Raw genomic sequence first — 23,987 nt, 5'->3', positions numbered from 1 at the left:
CCTTTTCAATTATGGCTTCTTTTGTTCCTCCATAATGAGAGCATGCTGTTAAGACAGATACAAGGAAAATTAATCAGAAAATACACCCGCTTTTTGCATTCAACTAAAATCCCCCAATGCATTTCCTTTCTTTATTATCATTGACAATATAAACTAAAATAGGTTTCCGAAAAAGTTCATTCGACACTATGAAAATAGTACAAACTGTTATATGCTATTATACTTAGATGAACATTAATCAAAAAATGCTACAGGGAGAAGGATTATGAAAAAGAAGCGAAACTCTTTATTCTTATTTTTGGCTGCTTTTTTGATTGTTGGTTGCACTGACTCACCGGCAACAAACAATCAGGTGGCTGAAGAGTCTTCAACAGTTGAAACTTCAGCACAGTCCATTACAGAAAGATTTTCGGGCTACAAACTGCTTGAAGTGGATGGAGGAGATTTGTCAGGTCATCGCGAACCTAACGTCGTAGTGGACATTGGCTTTGGCGATCGGGAATATTGGGCGTTTACGAATAAATATGGCCAGCTTGTACGGGTCATTGCAGATGAAATCATTTTGCAAGACGACCGGACAGAACCTGTGAATTCAAATGGCCGATACTACGATGATGAAGCGAAAGTTCCCGGGGTGGAGAGAAGCGATTTAGATGAAGGACATATCATTGCAGATTCTCTTGGAGGAGTGTCCAATGCTTATAACATCACGCCTCAAAACAGCACCCTCAACCGCCACGGCGACCAAGCTTATATGGAGGAGATGATTCGCAAGGCAGGGGGAGCAACGAATTTTGAAGCAATCATTTCATATCCAAATACGAAAACGCAAATCCCCTCCCACTATAGGTACACATTCACTCTACCAAACGGAAAACAAGTGGTAATGGAATTTGACAATGTAGACCCTGACAAAGTAAACGAATCTCTAGGTTTGACTGGAAATAAAGCGACTAAGTCAAATCATAAAGGCGATATTTCTGCAATTGATACAAACGGCGATGGACAAGTGTCAATAAAAGAAGCAAAGGCGGCGGGATTTAAGATGCCGATTACAAAAGACCATTGGCTTTATCCTTATATGTATGATGCAGATCAAGACGGCTTGGTTGGAGAGTAAAGAGAAGTTTGATCTTTATTTATAAAATTAGAAAGTAGTCGAATTTAAGGTTTATCCAAATTCAGCTGCTTTTTTCATATGAAAAAAGGGCTGTCCAGAAAGTCGAACACTTTCTGAACAGCCTTACTTCTTATAGTAATATTCTCTTAAAAACTTTCCCTGCGGTGGTCACAAAACGCGTCTTTTTGTCGCGATTTATCTGCGGCAAAAGCTCTAGCTACAGCCGCAAAGGGGGCGTCTTGAAATGACTTTTCAGACTCCCCATTTTTTATGGGTTAAGACAATACTTTAAATTGGCTAATTTCTTCTTGCAGAATTAGAGAACCTTCATTTAAGGATTTGGCAACATCATTAATTTCATTTAGGCTGGCTGTTTGTTCTTCTACTGAAGCATATACGGCATTGGATTGGTCAGCCGCATGGATTGCTAAAGTCGCCATTTCAGAAACTGAAGCAGCCACTTCTTCCGTGCTTGCTGAAATTTCTTCAGAAGCAGCAGAAATTTCTTCGATTTGGGAAGACATTGTTGAAATGGCATCTAAAATATCATTAAAGGCTACTTGTGCATCATGCAAGTAATCCACGCCTTGGTCCACATTTTGAACAGTCAGATTCACGCTTTCTTCGACTTCTTTTGTACCTGATTGAATTTGTGCTGTAAGGTCAATAATTTTTTGAGCTGACTGTTTTGATTCTTCCGCTAACTTACGTACCTCATCTGCAACCACGGCAAATCCTTTCCCATGTTCGCCGGCCCGTGCAGCTTCAATAGCAGCGTTAAGGGCTAACAAGTTTGTTTGTTCTGTGATGTTAGTAATTACATTTGTAATGTTTTCAATTTCAGCAGATTGGCTGCTTAAGTGTTTAATTTTTTCTCTTGTTTCATAAGAAGATCGTTGAATTACTGTCATTTGTTCTTCTACGGTTTGCAGTGTTTTTCCGCCTTTTGTAGAAATGGATTGGGTATTGATAGTTTGTTCTAACAGGGCTTGAGCCGCTTCGGCAATTCGGCTAACTCCTTTGGCTGTATCGTCTGTTGCTGCTGCACATTCTTGAGCAGTTGCTGCAGCTTTAGAACCATTGTTTGCAAGAAGTTCTACCATTTTCGCCACATCTTTTGAAGCATTTGTGATTTCATCAGTGCTTGCCGCAAGTTGCTCTGCAGAAGCTGTAGTCTGTGAAACATTGGCTGATACGCTGCTGATTAAGTTAGCAAGATTATGTTTCATTGTATTAAAGGCATTGGCTAAATCTTTAATTTCATCTTTTGTTTTCACTACAACATCTTCTTCTCGTAAATCACCAGTAGCCATCACTTGAGCTGCATTTGTTAATTTCTTTAATGGGATTGTAATATTTCTCATCATAAAGATGGCAATAAACACAGCAAAGATTGCTGCTATCACAGTAATTACGATTTGCATCAAAATGCTTTTTTGTGTATTGGAACTAGTTAATTCATTTGTTGTATTCATCTGTTCTGTTTGGTAATCAATAATAGTATTGATGGCTTCTTGAATCTTTTCGTTTGCTGGTACAGCGTAATTAAATAACACTTCTTTTGCTTTGTCCATTTCATCATTATCTACATAACGAATCACTTCATCGACATATTTGCTGTATAATTCCTGCTGTTCTTTGACAATACCAAATTGATTGATCATTTCAGGATTTGTAAATAATGAATCAATTTTGTTTGTCGTTTCATTCACGATTTCTCTTTGAGCAAACAGTTTTTCTAAATCTTTGTCGCTTTTTCGCAGTACATAAGACCGAAGATATAAACCTTGCAAAGAAGAGGCGTTTTGGATTTTCGCAGCTTCGACGACCTTATATACCCGATCGTCTATTAAGAAAGAATATTCTTCATTCACCTTGGAAATCTGAGTCGAAGAATATGCCGCAAGTCCAACCAACATTAAGATAATGGCAAAAAAACTCGCAGCTAATTTGGCTTTGATTGACATTATTAACTCACTCCATTAATTTATTTGGTTATAGTAGATAATTGTGAATTTTATAGAATGATTGGGTAATTTAGTTATATTTTCTAGTTCATATTTTTAGAAAAATATACTTAATTTAATGATAAAAAATAAATATAATACCCTCAACTATATTTTCGACAACATTACTAAGTTATTAATAGATTTATTCATTTTTTAAAAAAATTATATTAGAAATGCAAAATTATAAGAAGTAAGGCTGTTCAGAAAGTGTTCTACTTTTCTGAACAGCCTCGTTTTTTGAGCAAAAAAGTATATTTTATAACGTTATTCTGATATATTTCTGTTGTGCAAAATCGAGTGTTATTGCGGGAATTGTTTGAAGAATATAGAGTTTTTTTAAAATTTTTAACATATAAACAATGTGAAATTGCATAGAAAACTAAAAAATTTTTTCGATATAAATTTGGAGAACATAGGGGAAATGGAGGATATATAATGGACAATACCTCATTGAAAATACATAAGTTTAGTTTTCGTAATTTTCATATGAAAATACTTATTTTGATGACCATCACTTTAATTGCTTCTTCTTTGCTGATAGGTTCAATTTCATATCAAACAGCCAAAAACAAATTAGAGTCGCAAATATTATCGGATGTTTCAGATAATGTTTCGATGGTAAATATTGTCATTAATGATGTCATTGAACCTAAAATGACGGACATTAACGTATTAGCGAATCAACTAAAATCAACGGATTTCCAAGCTGACCAATTAGAAATTCGAAAATGGCTGCTATTTTACCTAGAGTCTCATCCTGAGGTTGCCGGAGTCTATATAGGAAATCAAAAAGGAGAGTTTATTAAGGAACCTGCTGCAAAAAAAGTTCCAGATGGGTATGATCCAAGAGAAAGAGATTGGTATAAACAAGCTATGGAACATACTGGTGAAGTAGCAATTTCAGAACCGTATGTTGCTGCAAGCACGGGAGAGATGGTCATTACTATATCCAAAGCTGCTGCGGATGGAAATGGAGTAGTAGGTATTGATATTACTCTTAATAAATTGCAAGAAGTGGTAGAAGGCATTCAAATCGGTACAGATGGATATGGATTTATATTAGACAAAAACAATAAATATATTGCCCACCCTGTTGCTGAATTGGGAAGTGAAGCAAAGGGTTCCATCTATGACAATATGAAAGAAGAAGCTGCCCAATTAAGCGGAAAATTGGACAGAGAAGTTGTGTCATTAGTCTACACTACGAATGAATTGACAGGATGGAAAATCGGTGGGGTGATTGATCAAAAAGAAATCGATGATGCAAACTCGTCGATTTTATTGACTTCAGGAATCGTAGGAATCACGGCGATTTTCTTCGGTATCATCGCGGTGCTTGTCATTATAAAATCTGTAAGCAAGCCGATAATAGAATTAACGGATTTGGCGGAAAAAGTAAGCAAAGGTGACTTGACGCAATATGCAAGTATAAAGTCAAATGACATTATTGCCAAATTAGGAATTGCTTTCAATGAAATGATTGATGGTTTGCGGAACTTAACTCGACGAATTGACGAAACCGCTGAAAATGTTGCAGCTACGGCGGAACAATTGTCGGCAAGTTCTGAAGAAACAAGTGCTGCAACAGAACAAGTATCTAATTCAATTCAGGAAGTTTCAAAAAATGCGGAAATCCAGACAAATTCAGTGGAACAAATGTCTCAACTCTTTAAAGAAGTGTCCCTTGGTGCAACGAACATTGCTGAACGTTCATCGCATGTAACAGAACTTTCCCACCAAGCGGTAAGAAAGGCAGATGAAGGCGGCAAAGCGATTGCGAAAACTGTTGAACAAATGCAATCCATCTATTCATCTGTCAGCAAGTCTCAGGAAACCATCTATTCACTCAATGAAAGCTCCAAGAAAATCAATGAAATTTTAAGTGTCATTACAGGCATTGCAGACCAAACAAATTTGCTTGCTTTAAATGCAGCGATTGAAGCGGCACGGGCGGGAGAACATGGAAAAGGCTTCGCCGTTGTAGCTGATGAAGTAAGAAATCTTGCTGAACAAACACAAGCATCGACGAAAGAGATCCAAGCAATCATTGAAAAGATTCAGACAGACACGGAAAATTCAGTAAGAATGATGGAACAGGTTTCAATTGATGTAAAAAATGGAGTAGAAATTACGAGCGAAGCCATTGAGAAATTCAATTACATTTTCCAAACAACGAAAGAGATTTCACCGCAGATGGAAGAAGTTGCTGCTGCCGTAGCGGAAATGTCCAATACGATTCATAATGTAAATGCGGAGTTGGATGAAATTGTACGAGTCGCACAAAGCAACACGGCCGCATCTGAAGAAGTCGTTGCAACCGTGGAAGAACAGTTGGCAGCGATGCAGGAAGTTGCTGCTTCCGCTCAATCTCTTTCAAACATGGCAGAAGAATTGAAATCAACTATTTCTACCTTTAAATATTAAGATCCCGGCTTCTCATAGCTGAAAAAGCTATGGGAAGCTTTTTCAATTCTGATGATTAAACAAGTTTTTTTCAATCTGTGTAGATTTATATTATATTATTGATAAAGAGGGAATAGTTTCGATTGAAAAATTGCCATGATTTATGCATTTGATAATATGGAATAAAACATGATATATAAGAGTAAGTAATGACTGTTTTAAGTTTCATCATGAGAGGAATTGAGATTTGCATGAAAGAGAATTTTTGGTTGGAATTGCCTCGACCATTTTTTGTTTTAGCTCCAATGGAAGATGTAACAGATGTGGTGTTTCGCCATGTTATAAGCAAAGCAGGCAGACCGGATGTATTCTTTACTGAATTTGCTAATACCGACAGCTACTGCCATCCAGATGGACAAAAAAGTGTGCGGGGGCGTTTGTTATTTACTGAAGATGAGCAGCCAATTGTTGCCCATATTTGGGGAGATAAGCCAGAATATTTCCGCCAAATGTCCATTGGCATGGAGGAAGAAGGATTTAAAGGCGTCGATATTAACATGGGATGCCCAGTGCCAAATGTAGCATCTCGTGGAAAAGGCAGCGGGCTGATTTTACGTCCGGATGTTGCGAGTGAACTGATTCAGGCAGCCAAAGAAGGCGGACTTCCTGTCAGTGTCAAAACGAGATTGGGTTATACAAACGTAAATGAATGGGAAGAATGGTTGACCCACATTTTCAAACAAAATATCGTCAATCTTTCCATTCATTTGCGAACAAGAAAGGAAATGAGCCAAGTTCCAGCCCATTGGGAATTGATACCGGAAATCAAAAAATTGCGCGACCGCATAGCTCCCAATACACTCCTTACTATCAATGGAGATATTCCTGACCGAAAAACAGGCCTCGAACTTGCCGAGAGATACGGGGTAGACGGAATCATGATAGGACGAGGCGTATTTAAAAATCCTTTTGCCTTTGAAAAAGAACCAAAAGAGCATACGGTTCAGGAATATTTAGATTTATTAAGATACCATTTAGATTTGCATGATCAGTTTATTGAAGAAATTCCACGTTCCATTACGGCGCTTCATCGCTTCTTTAAAATCTACGTAAAAGGATTCCGTGGAGCAAGCGAATTACGAAATCGGTTGATGAATACAAAATCAACAAATGAAGTGAGAGAGTTGCTGGAAGAATACGAAAAAAGAATTGATGTAATGGCCATCGTAAAAACAAATCAATAGTTTTGGAAAAGAGGGCAGAAAATAAAATTACATGAATTAGCGGTAGTAACACAGGCATGAATGTAGTATTTTCTTGCCCCGCATAGAAGTCAAAATGCTTTTTATAAAAAAAACAGGTAGCTTGTGAAATTTCACAGGCACCTGTCCATTTTTATTAATAAATTTCCATGATTTTTTATTCAAGACCTTGGCATGTAATGGGTTCATTTTCACAGAAAAAGAACTTCTAATTTGTGTTCCGTCTTATTCATATTTAAATTGTATAGTAACAGTCGTCCCTTTATTTTTTTCAGATTGTACGGAAATCATGCCTTTATGCAAGTCGGCAATTTGCTTTGCAATGCTCATTCCAAGTCCTGTTCCATCACTTTTTTCATCTGTATTTGTGCCTCGATAATAACGGGTAAACAAATGTTTCAACGTTTCTTTGTCCATGCCAATTCCATTATCTTCAATGGTTATCGTCAACATATTTTTCTCTTGATCTTTTTCTAAATAAACCCAAATTATTGTACCTTTCGGATTATGTTTGATGGCATTGTAAATAAGGTTATCGATCATTCTTTTAAATAGTTTTTGATTGATTGATAAAAATGCAGATTGATTTAGACCTTTAAAATGAAAGGTATAATAAGCTAAAGTCTTATCTCGTTGGTAATTTTTTAGAATTTCCTTAAGAAATTGATTCATTTCGGTTTTCTCAAAAATAATCTGACCAGGTTTATTTTTTAATTGAAAGCTTAATGAAAAATCTTCAATCAAGTTTAACATGTAATTGCTTTTTTCATGAATCGTTTGTCCAATCTCCATCAGTTCTTCTTTTGACCAATCATATTGGCCGCTTTCCAATAATACCCCATATCCCTGCATTGTAGAAAGCGGGGTGCGTAAATCATGGGAAATTCCAGCCATCCATTCTTCTTTTGTTTTTTCCAATTTATCCCTTTCTCTTTTAGATGCATGAAGTTTCAACGTATTTTAAATCCATTGGACGCTTGTCAATGACGAATTATCTTTTCCAATCTTTAATTTGTACAACCATTTTTTATGGCTATGGTTTGGCGTTGTTCGGAAAACTTGGTGTATTTACTGGAATTATTCTTGCTGTCGTTATTTTCCGATGCCAGGCATTCATAAGCCGGCTTTACTTGAAAAAATGGAAGATAGGGCCCTTTGAAAAGTTAATGAGAATCGGTACTTATTTATCGTGGAATGGTAAAGTGAAACCGAATACAAAAAAAGTGGAAAACTTCGATCGAAACATTGGAATTTCATCTTCATGCAGAGAAAATAAACTTCAAATTGCTTTCTTTTTAAATCCTGTTCATGATGATAAACCGCAGAGTCATTTTTGGATTTATCAGAAATTTCCTTGTATATTTAGTTTATAGATTGCATTGACAAGGAAGTGTTGACGATGCCGGCCAAATGGGCTTGCCCCAAATGCTATCATTTGAATAATGACCATGCCACTTATTGTTTAAATTGCGGGTATTACCGGGAAAAGAAGGATGAATCCGATTATTATTGGAGATGTCCTATTTGCCAGGAGGAAAATAGTAACAATACGATTTATTGTATAAAATGCGGTCATCACGTCGATGAAGATCCATCCATTTTTACGAAAAATAGTGAGGTTCAAGGAATTTCGAAACAGAAAAATTGGATGGAAAATTCGCGGTTCATTTTGATTATAGAACTTATCATCTTAGGCATCGCTTTGTTGCTCTCTATTTACAATCAAGATAAGATTGCTGATGTTTTTTTATCACTTTTCATCATCCATGTATTTTTTGGCTTATACTATATCCTCTTGGCTTTTATCAAAAACGGCTTCGGAGAGATGATGAAATCCATATTTATTCAAGGCGGTATCTTCATCGGAATGTTTATCGTCATGGGATTGATGGATGATTCGCCCAATCAAAAAGAGTTGAATGATTATTCATTAAATTATTTAAAAAATAATGCCATTGAAGTGGATTACGATGAATTATATCACATCGCCTTTGAAGGGTATGGGAGCCAAAGAAAACAGCTCGTTAAGTTTACAGGCAAAGTGTTTCTTTTAGATGGCAGCGACTATATGATGATTGATATGTCCACAGAACCATTGAAAAATAAAGTGGTCTATGTCAAACGAAAAGAACAAGATTATCAAGTCAGTGTAAATGACCAAGTGGAGATTTACGGAAAAATTATAGGAACGGTCTCTGCAGGAAAACATTTAGATGCCGAGTTGACCGTGCCAGTGATTGAGAGTTATTCGTTGTATTTGCGTTAATGGACGATGCAATTTCATGATGGAAAAAATGCTGAAAAGGGCTGTCCGAATCGAACTTCGGCCCAGCCCTTTTAGTTTGTGCATGGCGATTATTTTCATGGAGTTGGCGATTATTCTTTCCGATTTGGCGATTATTTTTGCAATTTTGGCGATTATCCAGGAATTCTAACGCCTAAATTTTGTGCTTGGCGATTTTTTCTCTTTTTCATGTTCGATTTTTAAATTCTCTTTTCAAGCGGTGAGACCCCTTCTAAATCCCTTTCAGGTACCTTCCAAATAAATGATGTTATATTTCTTCTTCTCTTTTTTATCTTGCTCGAAATATGGAAAAAAATGTAGAGTCATATTTTATGCATGATTCATACAATAACATAACGCCAATAGCTAATTAATTGTTGATTTATGGGCGTCTAACTATATACCTTTTGCCTTTACTCGTATAAATAATAATGAAATTCATAATGGGAGGAACAACAATGAACAGGGATTTACTGCAATCTTTGCTAAATCAAGTTGTGAAAGTTGACCGTGGAGGACCTGAGTCTAGAGTAGGTAGAGTACTTTCTGCTCATAACGACTATTTCGCATTGTTGACGGATGAAGATGGTGTAATTTTTTACAAATTGCAGCATGTAAAGAGCATTACACAAGATTCAAAAAATGAAATGAAGATTAAAGCAGAAGTTCCAAAGGATTTTAAAAAGTTTGAAAGCTTCATGGATTTCAGAGCTGTTTTAAATGAATTGCGCCATAAGTGGATAAAAATTAACCGCGGAGGACCTGAATCTGTAGAAGGTGTATTAGAAGAAGTGTTCGATGATTATATCACTATTGTATTAAATAATGAAGTAATCCGAGTAGCTATGTTCCATATTCGCAATGTGAGTTATGGAAAAAAAACAGAAAAGAAACCTGAAAAACAAAATGGAGAAGAAAGCTAATTCATAGGGAACTTTGTGCGGATTGCATGAAAAAGGAGGCCCTATCATTTGAATGCGGAACTTTTGGTGGATGCATTAAAAAGTTTAGAAGGCATTGAGATTCAATTATTCTTAGTTGATGATCAGTCTGTTCAAGGCACTTTATTAAGTGTGCAAGAAGATCACATCATTGTGAAAGTAAAAGAAAACATTTTATATTTTCCTATCACCCAAATTAAAGCAATATCGAAAAATGCAAAAGATTTTACCTTCGAAAAGGACGGCCAAAATATAGCAATAAACAGAGTAAAGTTGGAAGAAATTTTAAAAACGATGTATTTGCAATGGATCACAGTGAACAGTTTAGACGAACAAAGCTTTTCAGGAGTGCTTAGTCAAGTTTCCGAAGATTATATATTGCTAATCAATGGAGATAGACAGTACTTCATTTTAAAATCCCAGATTACTAATGTTTTCAATGAACAAGTGGATGAAAATCAAATAGTTCATCTGAATTCAACGGAAACTGCCAATAATACGCTAAATAACTCTACGCTAATAGGAGAGGAACTTACTAAAGAACAGAAAAATGCAATCGCAGAATCGATTAAAGAAAAAGTACAAAATTTTGTTTCAGAGGCGAGTGATGGAGAGGACCATCAAGAATCTTCAGTATCTCCTGTAGCTGAGAACGAAGCGGCACAACAAGAAGAAAAAATTGAGCAAATGACAGCCTCACCGGAAGAACCATCATCAGATACTCATGCAAATCCTTCAGAAAAATTAAAAAAACAAACAACAGCTCCAAAGAAAAAAATGAAAAATCAAAAAAGACCCCTTTTTCAAGAAATTAAATTCAACTCTCCAATACAAGAATGCACTTGGAACGAAATGGATATCGGAAACCTTAAGAAACAAACAAAACAAGAAGAAGGTTTAAAAAAATCGGAATCTGATGTAGCCCAAAATATTGCAGAAATTGCAGCAAACGAAGAATCTGCACAAAATCTTTTGGATGAAGAGAAACAAAAAGAAGAAACATTTGAAATCCAACCAGCAGTTGGTGAGATTGTAGCTGTTGAAAGAGAAAATGCTCAAGAGTTGGCGGAAGAATCAAATCAAACAAGTAGTGAAGCATTTGAAATTCAACCAGTCGCAGGAGAAATTGTGGCAGCCAAAGAAGAAGCGAAAGACGAGACATTGGAAGAAGAGAATATAGAATTTTTCCATGAATCCGTTCCAATGTTAATTGAGGATAATAAGCGGCTTTTGGAGTACCAGTATTATGCATTAATGAAGTTTGCAGAAAGAATGTACCATATCGAAAATCAATATAGAGCTCTAATGAAGCATGCGGAGAAAATGTATTTGCAGTTAAAAGAGAGACGCTATTACTAAGGTTGATAGGAGAAGGAGGGATAACGTTGATGATGCTCCTTTACTTCTCAATTGCAGGTTTCCTATTTTACAAAGTATTTTTAGATTCTCCATCACCAACAAAAGAAGAGGCAGTGATGGAAACAAAGCAGTCAACATTTGAACAATCCAAGGCGGCTGTTTAGATGGTAGATTTTTCTACAATTTGGATGTACCTAATTTTTTCGCTCTCCATTGCTGTCATGTTATGGAGGCCTAAAGGAATCAATGAAACGATTCCGATTGTTATAGGGGCTACGATGATTGTCTTACTAGGATATGTAAGTATTGAAGATTTAAAAAACATTCTAAGTATTGTAAGTGGCCCCTCACTTACAATACTTTCTACTATTATGATGTCAATAGTATTGGAGAGTATAGGATTTTTTAAATGGATTGCCCATAATATCATTATAAAATCAAAGAATTCTGGAATACGGCTGTATCTTTACACAAATCTGCTATGTTTTCTGATGACCATGCTATTTAATAATGATGGAAGCATTCTTATTACTACCCCTATCATTATCCACATCATCCGATTTTTATCATTAAAACCGCATCAATATCTTCCTTATTTAATTTCAGGAGCATTGGTTGCAACGGCATCAAGCGCCCCTATCGCTGTAAGCAATATTTCCAATTTAATTGCTTTAAAAATTGTCGGATTAGATTTAAATAGTTATGTAAAAATCATGTTTGTACCGTCCATGTGTGGCATTGTTGCAATGAACCTGATATTGTATTGGCTATTTAGAAATCATATACCAAAGCAATTAGGGTTAACGGTTTTCAATGGGAGAATATCGAATATTTTCACGCATCCTCTTAATCCATCAGCTGAGGCTGAAGTAGATAAAAATTTATTTAAAATCTGTATTGCGGTTGTAGTAGTAACAAGAGGGGCTTTTTTTGTTCTTTCACCCTTTGGTATTCCAATGGAGTTTATAGGATTATTTGGTGCATTGATATTGATGATGATTCGATGGTTAAAAAGAAGAATTGGATTTCAGGATATATTAAAAAGTACTCCGTGGCATATTTTAATTTTTGCATTTAGTATGTATGTGCTTGTTTATGGATTGAAAAATGCCGGTTTAAACACTCTAATTATCTCAACATTCAAAGAGAATATTGAATTCGATACTTTTCACGCCACTATGACGATGGGATTGTTAACAACGGTGTTTTCCAATATTTTTAACAATCTTCCTGCGGTGATGATTGGAACACTTGCCATTACCGAAATGGAATTAGATACGGCAGTAATGCAAGTGGCATATTTAGCAAACATTATAGGGAGCGATATAGGATCGTTATTAACACCTATTGGCACATTAGCTACACTCATTTGGATGTTTATATTAAAAAAATATCAAATTAAAGTAACGTGGGGAAAATATATCAGCATTACGATTTTAGTCGTTCCCGCTGCGCTAATGGTCAGCTTATTCAGTTTATATTTGTGGATATTGCTTATTTTATAAAATGATGAGGTGTAAGGAAATCGCAAAATTCATTCATTCCTATGCTCCTCCTCTACGGCAGGCAGGTTCAAAATAGAGGAGGAGCTATTATTATGTTAATATTTCAAGCTGCTCCATTAAAAATCGGTTTCGCTTTTCAATGAATTGTAGAATAAATGTTTTTTCATTTTTAAAGGTTTTCTTTTTATAGTTGATATACGGGTCTTCCTTATAATGCGGAAGAATGGCGTATTGCATTTCTTCTATTTGCGGTTGAATGTTGGAAGGGATAAAGTATTCTTGCAATATTTTTTCTAAAATTTTCCTATACATTTGTTTGTATTGCTCATTTTCCAACAACCTTGCAGTCAGGGTGTTATACCCTCGAATAGGCACAAATTCAAGATCAAGGGGTTCTCCATGGAGATTCCTTCCCCATGAACCATCATAATCCCACGGAGAAATTTCAAACAATTGAGTTTTACTGTTGTGGTATAGCGCATAATTATGGATAAAGCCATCAAAGTTTTGGGTACAAACAACCCCGGCAAGCCACAGTAAATACTTCTCTATATCCATCACGTTTCTCATTTCCTCACCAAATTTTTCTTTCGGGTAAGTGTTAATGATGACGAGCAATTTTTTCAGATGTTCTGCCCCTTGAAAGAGGTATTTTGTTGTATAGCCGTCCATTAAAGATTTTTTCAATGTTCCTGCAGGGGTGTATAAAGAAAAGTTGGCATCGTCATTGGTTGCATAATAGATGGAACCTTCAGGAAGATTCCTCCTTTTTAAGTAATATTGATCAAATGACTCAATGGCCAAGTAGATTCCTTCATATTTATCGTTTATTGCCAACTGAATATGTTTGGATGAAGGAGCAAGAACACCAATTTGCTGGAAGAAATCAAAGGATAGTTTATTTCTCATTAAGGAAGGATCATTATATTCCGCATTTAAATGAATTTCATGGTGTCCCTCCACTAAATAAGGCTGCTGAAAAATAATATGATAGGATTTTTTCTTTCTCTTTCGCAGCTGGTTTCCCCTTAAACCAATTTTGATGTCATAACGTTTATCATCGATTGTCAACAGGGCATCCACATAAATTTCTTCCCAAATGTTTTGATGCAGTTTTTTCAAGTCTTTTTTAGACATTTCAATAAAAAAGGTTTTCACCTAAATGCCTCCTGAAACATTGGTTCATTTACCTAGGGCCTTCTAAGCAAATTACATAATCTATAAGGAATAAATCTTTGAATTAGGGAGGGGATTAAAATTAGCACTTTATTAGTTGAGGATGTAAAAAAACTCGTCGAAATAGCTGAAAAGAATGGTGTAATTCAATATATGTATAATAATCCGATTGAAGACCTAGAGTTGCTTCAAACAACGGTTGCAGTAAAAAATAAAAAGTCGAATGGGAGCAAAGGAAAATCAAAAGGCAATAAGAGAGGAAGCAAAGGGAATAAAAGCGTCGGCTCCAAAGGGGATAAACAGCGCAGCAAAGGCTCTAAAGGGAACAAAAGCGTCGGTTCCAAAGGAGATAAACAGCGCAGCAAAGGCTCTAAAGGGAACAAAAGCGTCGGCTCCAAAGGGGATAAACAGCGCAGCAAAGGCTCTAAAGGGAACAAAAGCGTCGGCTCCAAAGGGGATAAACAGCGCAGCAAAGGCTCTAAAGAGAACAAAAGCGTCGGCTCCAGAGGGGATAAACAGCGCAGCAAAGGCTCTAAAGGGAACAAAAGCGTCGGCTCCAAAGGGGATAAACGACGAAGTAAAGGTTCAAAAGGAAAGAAAGGAACTTTAGACCGGGCTGCATTGGTAGCTGAGATCCAGGAGAAAGTAAAAGAATTTGTGGAAAAACAAAAGCCAGGCGAATAAGAGCGCCTGGCATTAATAATGAAAGCGGTTGATGATGCGGTTTAGATGAATCGTTTCTTCTGCTAGTTTTGTAGCATTTTGAGCAAGTGAATTAATGGCTTCTACTTGAATGTCAACACTTTCATTTGTAGCAGCAACCATATTCGTGAAATCACTGGCAATTCGGTTGACTTGTCTCATAATTTCTTGAAGTTTATTCCCATCTTCGTTGACAAGATCTACAAACTTGCGATTATTCAATACTAAATTTTTTGTAGAAACAGAAGTTTGAATTAATTGTTCAATGACTTTATCCGTTTGAGAAACGGCTTCCATTCCTTTATCAATGGCTTTTATGTTATTTTCCACTTGAGAAACGGCCGTTTCTAAATCGTTGTATGTTTTTTCAAGCAATGTCATAATTTCTTCCGCAAATTCATTCGTTCCTTCTGCAAGTTTACGCACTTCATTGGCAACAACGGCAAATCCTTTTCCAGACTCTCCAGCTCGAGATGCTTCGATGGAGGCGTTAAGTGCAAGTAAATTCGTTTGTTTGGCAATTTGGGTAATAGAGGCGACTTTTTCTTTAACAATATTTGCTTCTTGAGTAATTTTTAATATTTTCGCTGCCGAATTCATCACATCGTTTTGGATTTTCTCCATTTGTTGTTGTGCAAATTGGATGGCTTCTTGGCCTTTGCCTGCATTTTGCAACGCTTCGTCCGCACCTGAAACGGCTTTTTCAACTTGGTCCTGCATTTCTTGTACTTGATTCATCATCGCTTCCACCATTTCATTGGCATTGGAAATGGAGTAGCGTTGTGTTTCGGCGCCGCTGCGGAATGTTTGAACAGCTGCTGACAGCTCCTCAAAAGTGGTAGAAATCCGTTGTGTTTCCTTTTCTTGCTCCTTGCTGATTCGTTCAACGGTTTCTGCGGCACGTTTCACATCATCGATAATGGCCCGAATACCCAATATCACTTTATTGATTTCATAACCAATTTGATGGAATTCATTTCGGAGGCCGACCTTTTCAACTTCTGCACTCAAGTTTCCTGAAGAGATTTTTTTTGTAACGCCATACCACTCTCTTAAGCGCTCCATAATGATTTTGTGAAAAATCAAACATAAAATAGCAGTAATAAAGGCTGTTCCAATTAATACGCTGGCTGATGCAACAATATCTTTGCTAAATATGTAAGCGATAATGGCTGAAACTATGCTGGATACAGCTGTTAAGGCTCCAAAAAGAGCGCCGATGAAAGGCTGATGAACAAGCCTACCCATTCTTAAATTAAAGCGTTTTCCATTTTTATCTGTTAGTAACGGGCAGGAGGCATCTATCAGAATTTCCCCTGTGTTTCTTGGGTAAATTTGCAAAAGACCTGTGTTTGTTTGTGCTGCTGCCATCCCCACTTTGTCAGTAAAGGAAGAGCCTTCTCTTAATCGGTTGGTATGAATATGTCCAAAGCCATTTTCATCGACAATAACGAAATATTCATCTCGATTCAATTCCTGATCCAGAATGTTTCGAATTTCAGTGATTTGCTCTTCTATTGATTTCTCGTAATCCCATTTATCCCTCACTTTAGATGCTACACTTTGCACTTTTGCAAGTGCATTTTTAGCAACCCTTGAACGCAATAATCTGTCCATATGCAATTCCCCCTGGATAGATATAAATCCTTACTTTTATTTAATCCCCTTTATGCTAACTATACCTTTTGTATCTCTTGTAAAAAGATGGCAGATGAAAAAGCCGTTAATTAATTTCATTATACCAGGAAATAGTTCTAACTTTAAGCAGAGATTTCGTGAGTTGGCAAAAGATTTCCTACATATGAAAATTGTTTTCTATATATTATGTAAAAATCAGGTTTCTAAAGGAGAAACCTGATTGTGCTACGACGCTGAATAGTGCTTCTTATTCAAATACAGCTACTAATCGGCCTTTTACTTCATGGTTTTTTAATTTTTCTAAACCTTTATCAATTTCTTCAAATGGAATTGTAATGAATTTTGGTGACATTTTACCTGTGGAGAATTAATCCTATACGCCTTTTAAATCTTCTACTGTACCGCCATTGCTTCCTAGAAGCTTAATTTCTTTCGTAATCATTAAGTATGTGTTGATATTGGCTTCTAATTTCCCCATGCCGACAACGACCACCGTTCCTTGAGGTCTTATTGCTTCTAGGGCATCAGCAGTTATTTGTCCAAAGCCTGCAAAATCAACAATGACATCACAATTTGCTTCTTTCATATCAAGAATTGAATCATAAACTTTGTGTGCGCCGAGTTCTTTTGCTAATTGTTTTGCATCAGGGGAAATGTCTGTTGGATATACTTCACAGCCTTTAATTAAGGCCAATTGCAGATCAAATTGTCCAAGCCCTCCAACTCCGATAATTCCTACTTTTGTGCCTTCTTTAGCTTGTCCGATTGTAAATAATGCACGATAAGCGGTAATACCTGCATCTGGTGCAGCAGCGCCTTCAACTAATGAAACGCCTTCCGGAATTTTCAACTTTTTCTGCATATCCGCCATCATAGTTGTAGCCGGCAGTAATTTTTGTTCCTCGATCCTTTGGGTTTACCCCAACCAGATCTCCAACTTTAAGATCTTCAACGCCTTCACCCACTTCAATTACGACTCCTGCGAATTCATGCCCCATAATGACAGGGCCGTTTGGAAACAGCGGCATCCAACCTGAATCTTGCAAAGCAGCAACATCTGAGTGGCAAAGACCGGCAGCTCTCACCTCAAGGACTACATGACCAGGAATCGCTTTCGGATCTTCCTTTTCAATTAGTTGACAAGGTTTATTTGTACCAGAAAATAGTCAGCCTCTCATGTAAAACGCCTCTAATATTAGTAGTATATAAATATTATACCATTAAATTAATAAGCGGTATTATTAAAAAACGAAAAATTCATAATTTTAAGTAAATAACTGTTTTGATAAATTATACTAGTTTAATAAGAATTGAAGCATTCTTCTTTGCTAAACAATAGCGCTTGTTTCTTAATCGGATGATCGTGTCAAATAATTGCTTTTCTCTTAAAGAATCGCATGCTTTATATGATAAATAGGATTAAAAATATACAAAAATTTTTCTAGTTCAATTCAAAAAGAGAATAAATAAATCTACTTTGAACCATTTTGTTTACCTGAACATAAACTATTAAGAGGAATTCTATAAAGATTTTACTTTAATTTTCCATACAAAGAGGGATGAAAAATGGATTTTTTTATATTAGAAAACTATATATATCCTGAATCCGTTGTAGTGATTCCGGTGCTTTATTTAATAGGGTTGTTTTTAAATCGAACACCGAAAGTTCCTCCATGGGTGACTCCATGGGTACAAGTAGTTTTAGGCATTGTATTCTGTATTGGAAATTATGGATTGATAGTAGAAGCAGTCTTGCAAGGAATATTGGTTGCTGGAGCAGCCGCTTTAATGAAAGATTTATTCCATAAAGCAAACTATTTAGAAAAAAAAGGGAAAAACGGAAAGAATAATTGCTGAATCTTTGAGGGTTCAGCTTTTTTATTTTTGAATTAAGCAAGGTTTATTGTGAGAGGTAATCTATCAATAAAAAATATTTCATAAATAGTCCAATTATGATAAAATTCAGTATGAAATTGATAATCATTATCATCATAGGTTTGCGGTTGGGAGGATTTTACATGAAAATGAATGATATATATGATGTTACCATTATAGGAGGTGGGCCTAGCGGATTGTTTTCTGCCTTTTATAGTGGCTTGAGGGAAATGAAAACGAAAATCATTGAATCTCAAAATCATTTAGGCGGGAAGGTCAATGTTTATCCAGAAAAATTAATTTGGGATGTAGGTGCGTTAACTCCTGTGACCGGAGAACAATTAATTCAGCAGATGGTCGAGCAGGCTATGACCTTTGATCCGACCGTTGTCTTGGGAGAAAAGGTAACGGAAATCGCGAAAAATGCTGAAGGAATCTTTGAATTAAAAACGGATCGTGGACAAAAGCACTTTTCTAAAACCGTCATTTTGGCAATCGGCGGCGGCATCATAACGCCTCAAAAACTTGAAGTGGAAGGGGCATCCCATTTTTATAGTTCGAATTTAAATTACACCATTAAATCATTGAAAAAATTTAAAGATAAAGTGGTGCTCGTCTCAGGCGGCGGTCATACAGCTGTTGATTGGTGCAACGAATTGGAGCCGATAGCAAAAAAAGTATACTTAACCTATCGTAAAGAGGAGTTAAATGCCCACGAAGCACAAGTTTCACAATTGCTGAACAGCTCTGTAGCATGCCTTTTCTATACAGAGATTACGAAATTAATTCCAAACGAAGAGGGCACAGCCATTAAGCAAGTGGAAATAACTAATAATCAAACAGGGGAAGTCACATATTTATCGGTGGATGAAGTGGTTGTGAACCATGGCTATGTAAGGGAAAAATCCTTATTTGAAAATAGCCCTTTAAAAGTTGAATTTAAAAATGACTATTATATTAAAGGAAATGAACATTGTGAAACCAATGTACCTGGTCTTTATGCTGTTGGGGATGCGGTGGATTATGAAGGAAAAGTCCATTTGCTTGCAGGAACTTTTCCGGATGCCATTAAAGCAGTGAATAGAGCGAAATTATATATTCAACCTGGCGCCGATGCCTATGGAATGGTATCTTCCCATAATGAACTTTTTTATCAACGCAATCGGGAGCTCATTCAAAAAATGATAAAATGATTTGCGTGAGGGAATCTTCGGCAGCTGTCAAGGGTGGATTGTCATCAGCTAATATTTTTGCTGGCATGGGCAAGAGTTGTTGAAAAGCAAGGGAATACGAGAAAGTGAAATTATATAATTTAAAGGGACTTAGCTTATTTTGGCTAGTCCTTTTTCTATTTGGAAAACTGCGCGCTCACAGATTTTTGTAGATTCATATACTAATATGATTTCTGTATCATGGAGGTTGATGCATGGTTACAATCAGCTTATGCATGATCGTAAAAGATGAGGAAAAGATTCTAGAACGTTGTTTAGACAGTATTAAAGATATAGTAGACGAGATTATTATTGTTGATACAGGCTCGCACGACCGTACAAAGGAGATTGCAAAGAAGTATACCGATAAAGTCTTTGATTTTCAGTGGATAGACGATTTTTCTGCGCTAAGAAATTACGCTTTTCAGAAAGTGACAAAAGACTATATTTTCTGGATGGATGCAGATGATGTTCTTTTAGAAGAAGACCGTGAAAAGTTTAAAAAGCTGAAGAAACAATTGACCCCTGATGTGGATGCTGTATCAATGCTTTATCATGCGGCTTTTGATAAGTACAATCAACCTACTTTCAGCTATAGAAGATTCCGATTGGTAAAAAGAGAGAAAAACTTTGTATGGAAAGGCGCAGTCCATGAATATTTGGAAGTTGGTGGGCGGATTCTTCAATCGGATATTGCTGTTACCCATCGGAAAGTGAAAAAGGAAAACCGCACCGACCGCAATCTGTGAATCTATGAAAAACGTTTAGAGAATGGCGAAGAATTCACAGCAAGAGATTGGTTTTACTATGGCAATGAATTAAAGGATCACGGCCAGTATGAAAAAGCCATCGAAGTATATGAAAAATTTTTAAGCCGGGAAGATGGCTGGGTGGAAGACAAAATACGTGCTTGCATCAACATGGCAGCCTGTTGTAAAAGTTTAGGAAACTTAGAAAAAGAAATCGAAGCGCTTGTTCGTACAATACAATATGATGTGCCACGGCCGGAAGCTTCTTGCCGGATGGGTGATTTATATCTCGAAAGAAAATTATATGATTAAGCCATCATGTGGTATCAATTAGCCATAATGGTAGATACTTCAAAAATCACGGGATTTGTGCAAACGGCATATGTAACTTGGTATCCATACTTGCAGCTTTGCGTTTGCTACTGGCATAAAGGGGAGAAAGAGCTGGCCATTGAATGTAATAAAAAGGCAAAAGAATACCGTCCACATGATTCGGCAGTTCTTTATAATGAAAAATTTTTCGAAAAATATGTCGGAGCATAAAAAAAAAGCTGGGACATAAACAAAAAATTAAAGGGGCAGTTGAAAGAGTTTTGATAAAAAATTGATATAACGAAAAATTGATTGGAGTGACGGGGCGACTCCTGCGGGAACAGCCCGTGTCTCGAGACACCGCAGGAGCGAAGTAATGATCTCCGAGGAGGCTCGAGCCGGGCCCGCGGAAAGCGTCCCCGGAACGGAAATCAATTTTAATAACATATCAAAAAAACATCATTTTCTCCTTGGAGAAAATGATGTTTTTTTAGATTTGTCCCAGCCTCTGTTATTTTTGAATATTTTCTAAGCATAATTTTTTATATTTTTCCGCCATAAAACTTCCGGTTCCTCTTAAGATTAAGTATTTGGGGTTATGCTCGCCAAGTTCAAGGCATTTTTCAAAGGAATCCAGCGCTTCTTCAACCTTTTTTTTCTGAAAGAGGATGTATCCTTTTATAAAATGCAAATCCACGTAATCAGGGTATAAAACAATGGCTTTTTCGATGCCTTCTAAAGCATTGTCAAGGCTATTTGTATCGATGAGAATCCCATATTTTAATCGATAAAGGATGGAAGGAGGCTTAATGCTGTTAAGCAAAAAACGGAAAATGGATTCATTTAAATAATCAAAAGCCTTTTGATAATCCCCTCTTCGATAATATTCATAGGCTAAATGGTACTCAATCCAAGGACTATGCTCTGGATTTTTATACTCCTCTTCAATTAGCTGTAAATTCCGATCCGCTTTTTTCCGCTTGGCTATTAATTCTTCAATATATCCATAATGATGAATAGGGATTTCTAAATAATCTGTTGTATAGTTGGAGTCATTAACATCCGGAAAAAGGGGAGTTTCATGAATGCGATTATAAAATTGTATGCCTTTATGATTTTGGAATAAACGGGGTTGATAATAGATAAAGGATTTTTCTTTATCGACCGGAAAAGATTTTCCGTAATAATTAATCACCGGCAAGTAATACATCGTTGCAGTTGGATTTTGGATCGCTTTTATCAATAAGTCTTCATGAGAGCGGTCCAACTTCTCATCAGCATCAAGCCATAAAATCCAATCGCCTTTTGCCTTAGCAATTCCGAAATTTCGGGCATCGGCAAATTGGTTGTTCCATGAATAGGAATAAACATCAGCACCATATTTTTTGCAAATTTCCGATGTTCGGTCCGTCGATCCCGTATCAACAATAATTATTTCTTGAACGATTCCATAAACACTTTTTAAACAGCGTTCGATAAAATCTTCTTCATTTTTAACAATCATACATAATGAGATGGAAGAGGAAGACAAACTGACACTTCCTTTTTTAGATATTTACAATTGATGAGCAAGCCAAGGAGGAGGTAAGGGTGACAAAGTAAATGTCACAATCGTCAATTCATCCTTATGACTGATTTCCTGCGTCGTTTCTGCAATATAATAGCTCAAAATTTGAGTTATGGTTTTTTCGGAGATGATGCGATGTTCTTCCAGCTGAAAAGGATGCTGGATGATTAAATTTTTCATTTGCATAAAAACTTCTAAGATTTCTCCATTATTAAATGGGGTGATTTCTTCGGACGAATAATAAGAACGAAGGGTCGAAAAATATAAATATAGCAGCATATGCATTTTTTCAATTAGCAATAATGACTGTGTCACTTGCATCTCGCATTTTAGAAGTTCTTCTTTTGGAATGTCCTTCATTTGATGGCGTTCAAAATAGGTTATTAAGAATTGAGCAAAAGAATGGATGAATGACGAAAAGTTAAGTGAACCCTGCGCTAATTTTAGCTGTTCCTGTTTTTGCATTGTTCCCCCCCCTCGAATAATGAATTGAGCTTCATGTTCAGATTTTTTCCTTGGCTCTACATTTCGGACACTGGCAATCTTTTTTCTTTTTGTTTGGACAGTAGCATAAGGATGAATCGAATGGATCGTCATCTTTGCAATCTTTCTTATCTTCGCAGCATTTATGCGGTTTTGGTGGATGGTGGCAATGGGATTGTTGGCTAAGTTCCATTACATCTTCAAGTTTGAATTGAAGCAATATTTGCGATTTCACAACAGTCCGTAAAGTTTTATTGACGCTTTCATTGATTTTTAAATAACCGTGGAAATTACAAGGATATTTTTTTAAAAATGTTTGAAGTTTTTCTGCTTCGGCATTCAAAATGTGTGAAAGTCCGATTTCCTCCATTGCAATAGAAGATAGCAATAAATTGATAGTTTTGCAGCAATCCAACGAGATTTCGGGGGTGATATCAGGAATGGTAGGTAATGACATCGGGATGCCCTCCTTAAAAAATCACTAAACAAAGTGGTGTAATGTACTCTCATACAACCTCTAGTGTATTGAATTGAAGTTAGATTTGTGCCTATTTTCAGCGATTTCATTAACGATTGTTGAAATCGCATGACAAATGATGAAACTAAAAAGAAAAACTGCAGATCACTTGAAAGATTCAAGTGAATTTGCAGTTTTATTTGGAAAGGCTTAAGCGATTCTGTGGATGGACCAAACGATTGGAGCATCAGCACCGCCAAGGTTTATGCTGATAGTTAATCCATCATTTACATAGAATAGGGCGATTTCATCATTTTCATTAAGTTCGACTTCTCCTGTTATTGTGACTGTTCCATTACCAAGAATAGCTCTTAAACCGACACCTAATGCAAGTTCAATGTTCATAATTGGGAATAGTCCTACAATTAAATCTTGGTTGGTAGTAATATTGTGTACTACAAACGCCGGGTCGCCACCAAAGACTCCTGTTAAAGTTGCGGTTGTACTATAGCTAATCGTTGCTGAGATAGCGTATCTACCAGTAGATGGAACTGTAAAGACACCAGTAGTAGGGTTAAAGGAAGTTGTATTATAGAATGGTGCAGCTACACTCCAGTTGCCAAGCTGAGTACCTGTGGATACACTAGCTGCTGTTCTAGTTGCTGAGAATCCTTCAACTGCAAAGTTTGGTCCAGTCGGTCCAGTTGGTCCAGGAGTACCTTGAGGTCCAGTCGGTCCAGTCGGTCCAGGAGTACCTTGAGGTCCAGTCGGTCCAGTTGGTCCAGGAGTACCTTGAGGTCCAGTCGGTCCAGTTGGTCCAGGAGCACCTTGAGGTCCAGTCGGTCCAGTTGGTCCAGGAGCACCTTGAGGTCCAGTCGGTCCAGTTGGTCCAGGAGTACCTTGAGGTCCAGTCGGTCCAGTTGGTCCAGGAGTA

Annotated in this window: 23 protein-coding genes and 1 pseudogene; 14 read left to right on the top strand and 10 right to left on the bottom strand. The window is 36.7% G+C overall.

Annotated elements, in window-relative coordinates:
• The first annotated feature begins 265 nt into the window (after positions 1 to 265).
• Positions 266 to 1,120, top strand: a complete 855-nt coding sequence (locus tag DKZ56_RS00160; protein ID WP_208650746.1) for a DNA/RNA non-specific endonuclease — start codon at positions 266 to 268, stop codon at positions 1,118 to 1,120.
• A gap of 275 nt (positions 1,121 to 1,395) precedes the next feature.
• Here the strand turns inward: DKZ56_RS00160 and DKZ56_RS00155 are convergent, their stop codons facing one another.
• Positions 1,396 to 3,087, bottom strand: a complete 1,692-nt coding sequence (locus DKZ56_RS00155) for a methyl-accepting chemotaxis protein (protein ID WP_208650745.1) — start codon at positions 3,085 to 3,087, stop codon at positions 1,396 to 1,398.
• 477 nt (positions 3,088 to 3,564) lie between these two features.
• Here DKZ56_RS00155 and DKZ56_RS00150 point away from each other — a divergent pair, with 477 nt between their 5' ends.
• A complete protein-coding gene (locus DKZ56_RS00150; protein ID WP_208650744.1) occupies positions 3,565 to 5,553 on the top strand; it encodes a methyl-accepting chemotaxis protein in 1,989 nt (662 codons plus the stop codon).
• A 209-nt stretch (positions 5,554 to 5,762) separates the two neighbouring features.
• On the top strand, positions 5,763 to 6,776 hold the full coding sequence (locus DKZ56_RS00145; protein WP_208652098.1) for a tRNA dihydrouridine synthase: 1,014 nt from the start codon (positions 5,763 to 5,765) through the stop codon (positions 6,774 to 6,776).
• 243 nt (positions 6,777 to 7,019) lie between these two features.
• On the opposite strand, the gene DKZ56_RS00140 is transcribed toward DKZ56_RS00145, so the two are convergent.
• Positions 7,020 to 7,712, bottom strand: a complete 693-nt coding sequence (locus DKZ56_RS00140) for a sensor histidine kinase (protein WP_208650743.1) — start codon at positions 7,710 to 7,712, stop codon at positions 7,020 to 7,022.
• Positions 7,713 to 7,777: 65 nt separating this feature from the next.
• Between DKZ56_RS00140 and DKZ56_RS00135 the strand changes: the two genes are divergently transcribed.
• The 7 genes from DKZ56_RS00135 to DKZ56_RS00105 all read left to right on the top strand — a co-directional run bounded on the left by DKZ56_RS00135 (position 7,778) and on the right by DKZ56_RS00105 (position 12,883).
• A complete protein-coding gene (locus tag DKZ56_RS00135) occupies positions 7,778 to 8,167 on the top strand; it encodes a DUF418 domain-containing protein (RefSeq protein ID WP_245989543.1) in 390 nt (129 codons plus the stop codon).
• A gap of 26 nt (positions 8,168 to 8,193) precedes the next feature.
• Entirely contained in the window at positions 8,194 to 9,060 is an 867-nt protein-coding gene (locus tag DKZ56_RS00130) for a zinc ribbon domain-containing protein (protein WP_208650741.1), read from the top strand.
• Positions 9,061 to 9,076: 16 nt separating this feature from the next.
• Positions 9,077 to 9,229: a hypothetical protein gene (locus tag DKZ56_RS00125; protein WP_208650740.1), complete on the top strand. Its 153-nt coding sequence runs from the start codon at positions 9,077 to 9,079 to the stop codon at positions 9,227 to 9,229.
• A 307-nt stretch (positions 9,230 to 9,536) separates the two neighbouring features.
• Positions 9,537 to 10,001: a hypothetical protein gene (locus tag DKZ56_RS00120; protein WP_208650739.1), complete on the top strand. Its 465-nt coding sequence runs from the start codon at positions 9,537 to 9,539 to the stop codon at positions 9,999 to 10,001.
• Positions 10,002 to 10,049: 48 nt separating this feature from the next.
• Positions 10,050 to 11,378, top strand: coding sequence for a DUF2642 domain-containing protein (locus DKZ56_RS00115; RefSeq protein ID WP_208650738.1), 1,329 nt, complete (start codon positions 10,050 to 10,052; stop codon positions 11,376 to 11,378).
• 26 nt (positions 11,379 to 11,404) lie between these two features.
• Positions 11,405 to 11,542, top strand: coding sequence for a hypothetical protein (locus tag DKZ56_RS00110; protein WP_208650737.1), 138 nt, complete (start codon positions 11,405 to 11,407; stop codon positions 11,540 to 11,542).
• Positions 11,543 to 12,883: an arsenic transporter gene (locus tag DKZ56_RS00105; RefSeq protein ID WP_208650736.1), complete on the top strand. Its 1,341-nt coding sequence runs from the start codon at positions 11,543 to 11,545 to the stop codon at positions 12,881 to 12,883.
• Between the two features lie 90 nt (positions 12,884 to 12,973).
• Here DKZ56_RS00105 and DKZ56_RS00100 read toward each other — a convergent pair whose 3' ends face one another.
• Entirely contained in the window at positions 12,974 to 14,041 is a 1,068-nt protein-coding gene (locus DKZ56_RS00100) for a CotH kinase family protein (RefSeq protein WP_208650735.1), read from the bottom strand.
• Positions 14,042 to 14,212: 171 nt separating this feature from the next.
• On the opposite strand from DKZ56_RS00100, the gene DKZ56_RS00095 reads away from it, so the two are divergent.
• On the top strand, positions 14,213 to 14,743 hold the full coding sequence (locus tag DKZ56_RS00095; RefSeq protein ID WP_208650734.1) for a hypothetical protein: 531 nt from the start codon (positions 14,213 to 14,215) through the stop codon (positions 14,741 to 14,743).
• Between the two features lie 12 nt (positions 14,744 to 14,755).
• Here DKZ56_RS00095 and DKZ56_RS00090 read toward each other — a convergent pair whose 3' ends face one another.
• From DKZ56_RS00090 to DKZ56_RS15395, 3 genes are all read right to left on the bottom strand, one after another.
• Entirely contained in the window at positions 14,756 to 16,378 is a 1,623-nt protein-coding gene (locus DKZ56_RS00090) for a methyl-accepting chemotaxis protein (protein ID WP_208650733.1), read from the bottom strand.
• A gap of 394 nt (positions 16,379 to 16,772) precedes the next feature.
• Positions 16,773 to 17,261: a zinc-binding dehydrogenase gene (locus DKZ56_RS15400; protein WP_245989541.1), complete on the bottom strand. Its 489-nt coding sequence runs from the start codon at positions 17,259 to 17,261 to the stop codon at positions 16,773 to 16,775.
• A complete protein-coding gene (locus tag DKZ56_RS15395) occupies positions 17,218 to 17,484 on the bottom strand; it encodes an alcohol dehydrogenase catalytic domain-containing protein (protein ID WP_245989539.1) in 267 nt (88 codons plus the stop codon). The genes DKZ56_RS15400 and DKZ56_RS15395 overlap by 44 nt, the downstream gene beginning before the upstream one ends.
• Before the next feature lie 481 nt (positions 17,485 to 17,965).
• Here DKZ56_RS15395 and DKZ56_RS00080 point away from each other — a divergent pair, with 481 nt between their 5' ends.
• From DKZ56_RS00080 to DKZ56_RS00070, 3 genes and pseudogenes are all read left to right on the top strand, one after another.
• Positions 17,966 to 18,256: a phage holin family protein gene (locus tag DKZ56_RS00080; RefSeq protein WP_208650732.1), complete on the top strand. Its 291-nt coding sequence runs from the start codon at positions 17,966 to 17,968 to the stop codon at positions 18,254 to 18,256.
• Between the two features lie 161 nt (positions 18,257 to 18,417).
• A complete protein-coding gene (locus DKZ56_RS00075; RefSeq protein WP_208650731.1) occupies positions 18,418 to 19,467 on the top strand; it encodes an NAD(P)/FAD-dependent oxidoreductase in 1,050 nt (349 codons plus the stop codon).
• A 233-nt stretch (positions 19,468 to 19,700) separates the two neighbouring features.
• Positions 19,701 to 20,777: pseudogene (locus tag DKZ56_RS00070) on the top strand (glycosyltransferase).
• A gap of 280 nt (positions 20,778 to 21,057) precedes the next feature.
• Here DKZ56_RS00070 and DKZ56_RS00065 read toward each other — a convergent pair.
• The 4 genes from DKZ56_RS00065 to DKZ56_RS15270 form a co-directional block, all read right to left on the bottom strand.
• On the bottom strand, positions 21,058 to 22,077 hold the full coding sequence (locus tag DKZ56_RS00065) for a glycosyltransferase family 2 protein (protein ID WP_208650730.1): 1,020 nt from the start codon (positions 22,075 to 22,077) through the stop codon (positions 21,058 to 21,060).
• Positions 22,078 to 22,101: 24 nt separating this feature from the next.
• Positions 22,102 to 22,578, bottom strand: coding sequence for a hypothetical protein (locus DKZ56_RS00060; RefSeq protein ID WP_208650729.1), 477 nt, complete (start codon positions 22,576 to 22,578; stop codon positions 22,102 to 22,104).
• A 37-nt stretch (positions 22,579 to 22,615) separates the two neighbouring features.
• Positions 22,616 to 23,053: an alpha-helical endospore appendage domain-containing protein gene (locus DKZ56_RS00055; RefSeq protein ID WP_208650728.1), complete on the bottom strand. Its 438-nt coding sequence runs from the start codon at positions 23,051 to 23,053 to the stop codon at positions 22,616 to 22,618.
• 210 nt (positions 23,054 to 23,263) lie between these two features.
• Positions 23,264 to 23,458, bottom strand: coding sequence for a hypothetical protein (locus tag DKZ56_RS15270; protein ID WP_222837123.1), 195 nt, complete (start codon positions 23,456 to 23,458; stop codon positions 23,264 to 23,266).
• Positions 23,459 to 23,987: the final 529 nt, after the last annotated feature.

The organism is Ureibacillus thermophilus, from assembly GCF_004331915.1.
Lineage (GTDB): Bacteria > Bacillota > Bacilli > Bacillales_A > Planococcaceae > Ureibacillus > Ureibacillus thermophilus.
The sequence above is the reverse complement of the archived record's forward strand: the minus strand, read 5'-3'. Positions and strand labels throughout refer to the sequence as shown.

Excerpts from the sequence above, each read along its gene's own strand:
- DKZ56_RS00160 (WP_208650746.1), top strand. The coding sequence starts at position 266 with ATGAAAAAGAAGCGAAACTCTTTATTCTTATTTTTGGCTGCTTTTTTG.
- DKZ56_RS15270 (WP_222837123.1), bottom strand. The coding sequence starts at position 23,458 with ATGAACATTGAACTTGCATTAGGTGTCGGTTTAAGAGCTATTCTTGGT.
- DKZ56_RS00155 (WP_208650745.1), bottom strand. The coding sequence starts at position 3,087 with ATGTCAATCAAAGCCAAATTAGCTGCGAGTTTTTTTGCCATTATCTTA.
- DKZ56_RS15400 (WP_245989541.1), bottom strand. The coding sequence starts at position 17,261 with ATGCAGAAAAAGTTGAAAATTCCGGAAGGCGTTTCATTAGTTGAAGGC.
- DKZ56_RS00120 (WP_208650739.1), top strand. The coding sequence starts at position 9,537 with ATGAACAGGGATTTACTGCAATCTTTGCTAAATCAAGTTGTGAAAGTT.
- DKZ56_RS00135 (WP_245989543.1), top strand. The coding sequence starts at position 7,778 with ATGACGAATTATCTTTTCCAATCTTTAATTTGTACAACCATTTTTTAT.
- DKZ56_RS00105 (WP_208650736.1), top strand. The coding sequence starts at position 11,543 with ATGGTAGATTTTTCTACAATTTGGATGTACCTAATTTTTTCGCTCTCC.
- DKZ56_RS00075 (WP_208650731.1), top strand. The coding sequence starts at position 18,418 with ATGAAAATGAATGATATATATGATGTTACCATTATAGGAGGTGGGCCT.
- DKZ56_RS00060 (WP_208650729.1), bottom strand. The coding sequence starts at position 22,578 with ATGCAAAAACAGGAACAGCTAAAATTAGCGCAGGGTTCACTTAACTTT.
- DKZ56_RS00145 (WP_208652098.1), top strand. The coding sequence starts at position 5,763 with ATGAGAGGAATTGAGATTTGCATGAAAGAGAATTTTTGGTTGGAATTG.
- DKZ56_RS00080 (WP_208650732.1), top strand. The coding sequence starts at position 17,966 with ATGGATTTTTTTATATTAGAAAACTATATATATCCTGAATCCGTTGTA.
- DKZ56_RS00090 (WP_208650733.1), bottom strand. The coding sequence starts at position 16,378 with ATGGACAGATTATTGCGTTCAAGGGTTGCTAAAAATGCACTTGCAAAA.
- DKZ56_RS00055 (WP_208650728.1), bottom strand. The coding sequence starts at position 23,053 with ATGTCATTACCTACCATTCCTGATATCACCCCCGAAATCTCGTTGGAT.
- DKZ56_RS00130 (WP_208650741.1), top strand. The coding sequence starts at position 8,194 with ATGCCGGCCAAATGGGCTTGCCCCAAATGCTATCATTTGAATAATGAC.
- DKZ56_RS00150 (WP_208650744.1), top strand. The coding sequence starts at position 3,565 with ATGGACAATACCTCATTGAAAATACATAAGTTTAGTTTTCGTAATTTT.
- DKZ56_RS00125 (WP_208650740.1), top strand. The coding sequence starts at position 9,077 with ATGATGGAAAAAATGCTGAAAAGGGCTGTCCGAATCGAACTTCGGCCC.
- DKZ56_RS00095 (WP_208650734.1), top strand. The coding sequence starts at position 14,213 with ATGTATAATAATCCGATTGAAGACCTAGAGTTGCTTCAAACAACGGTT.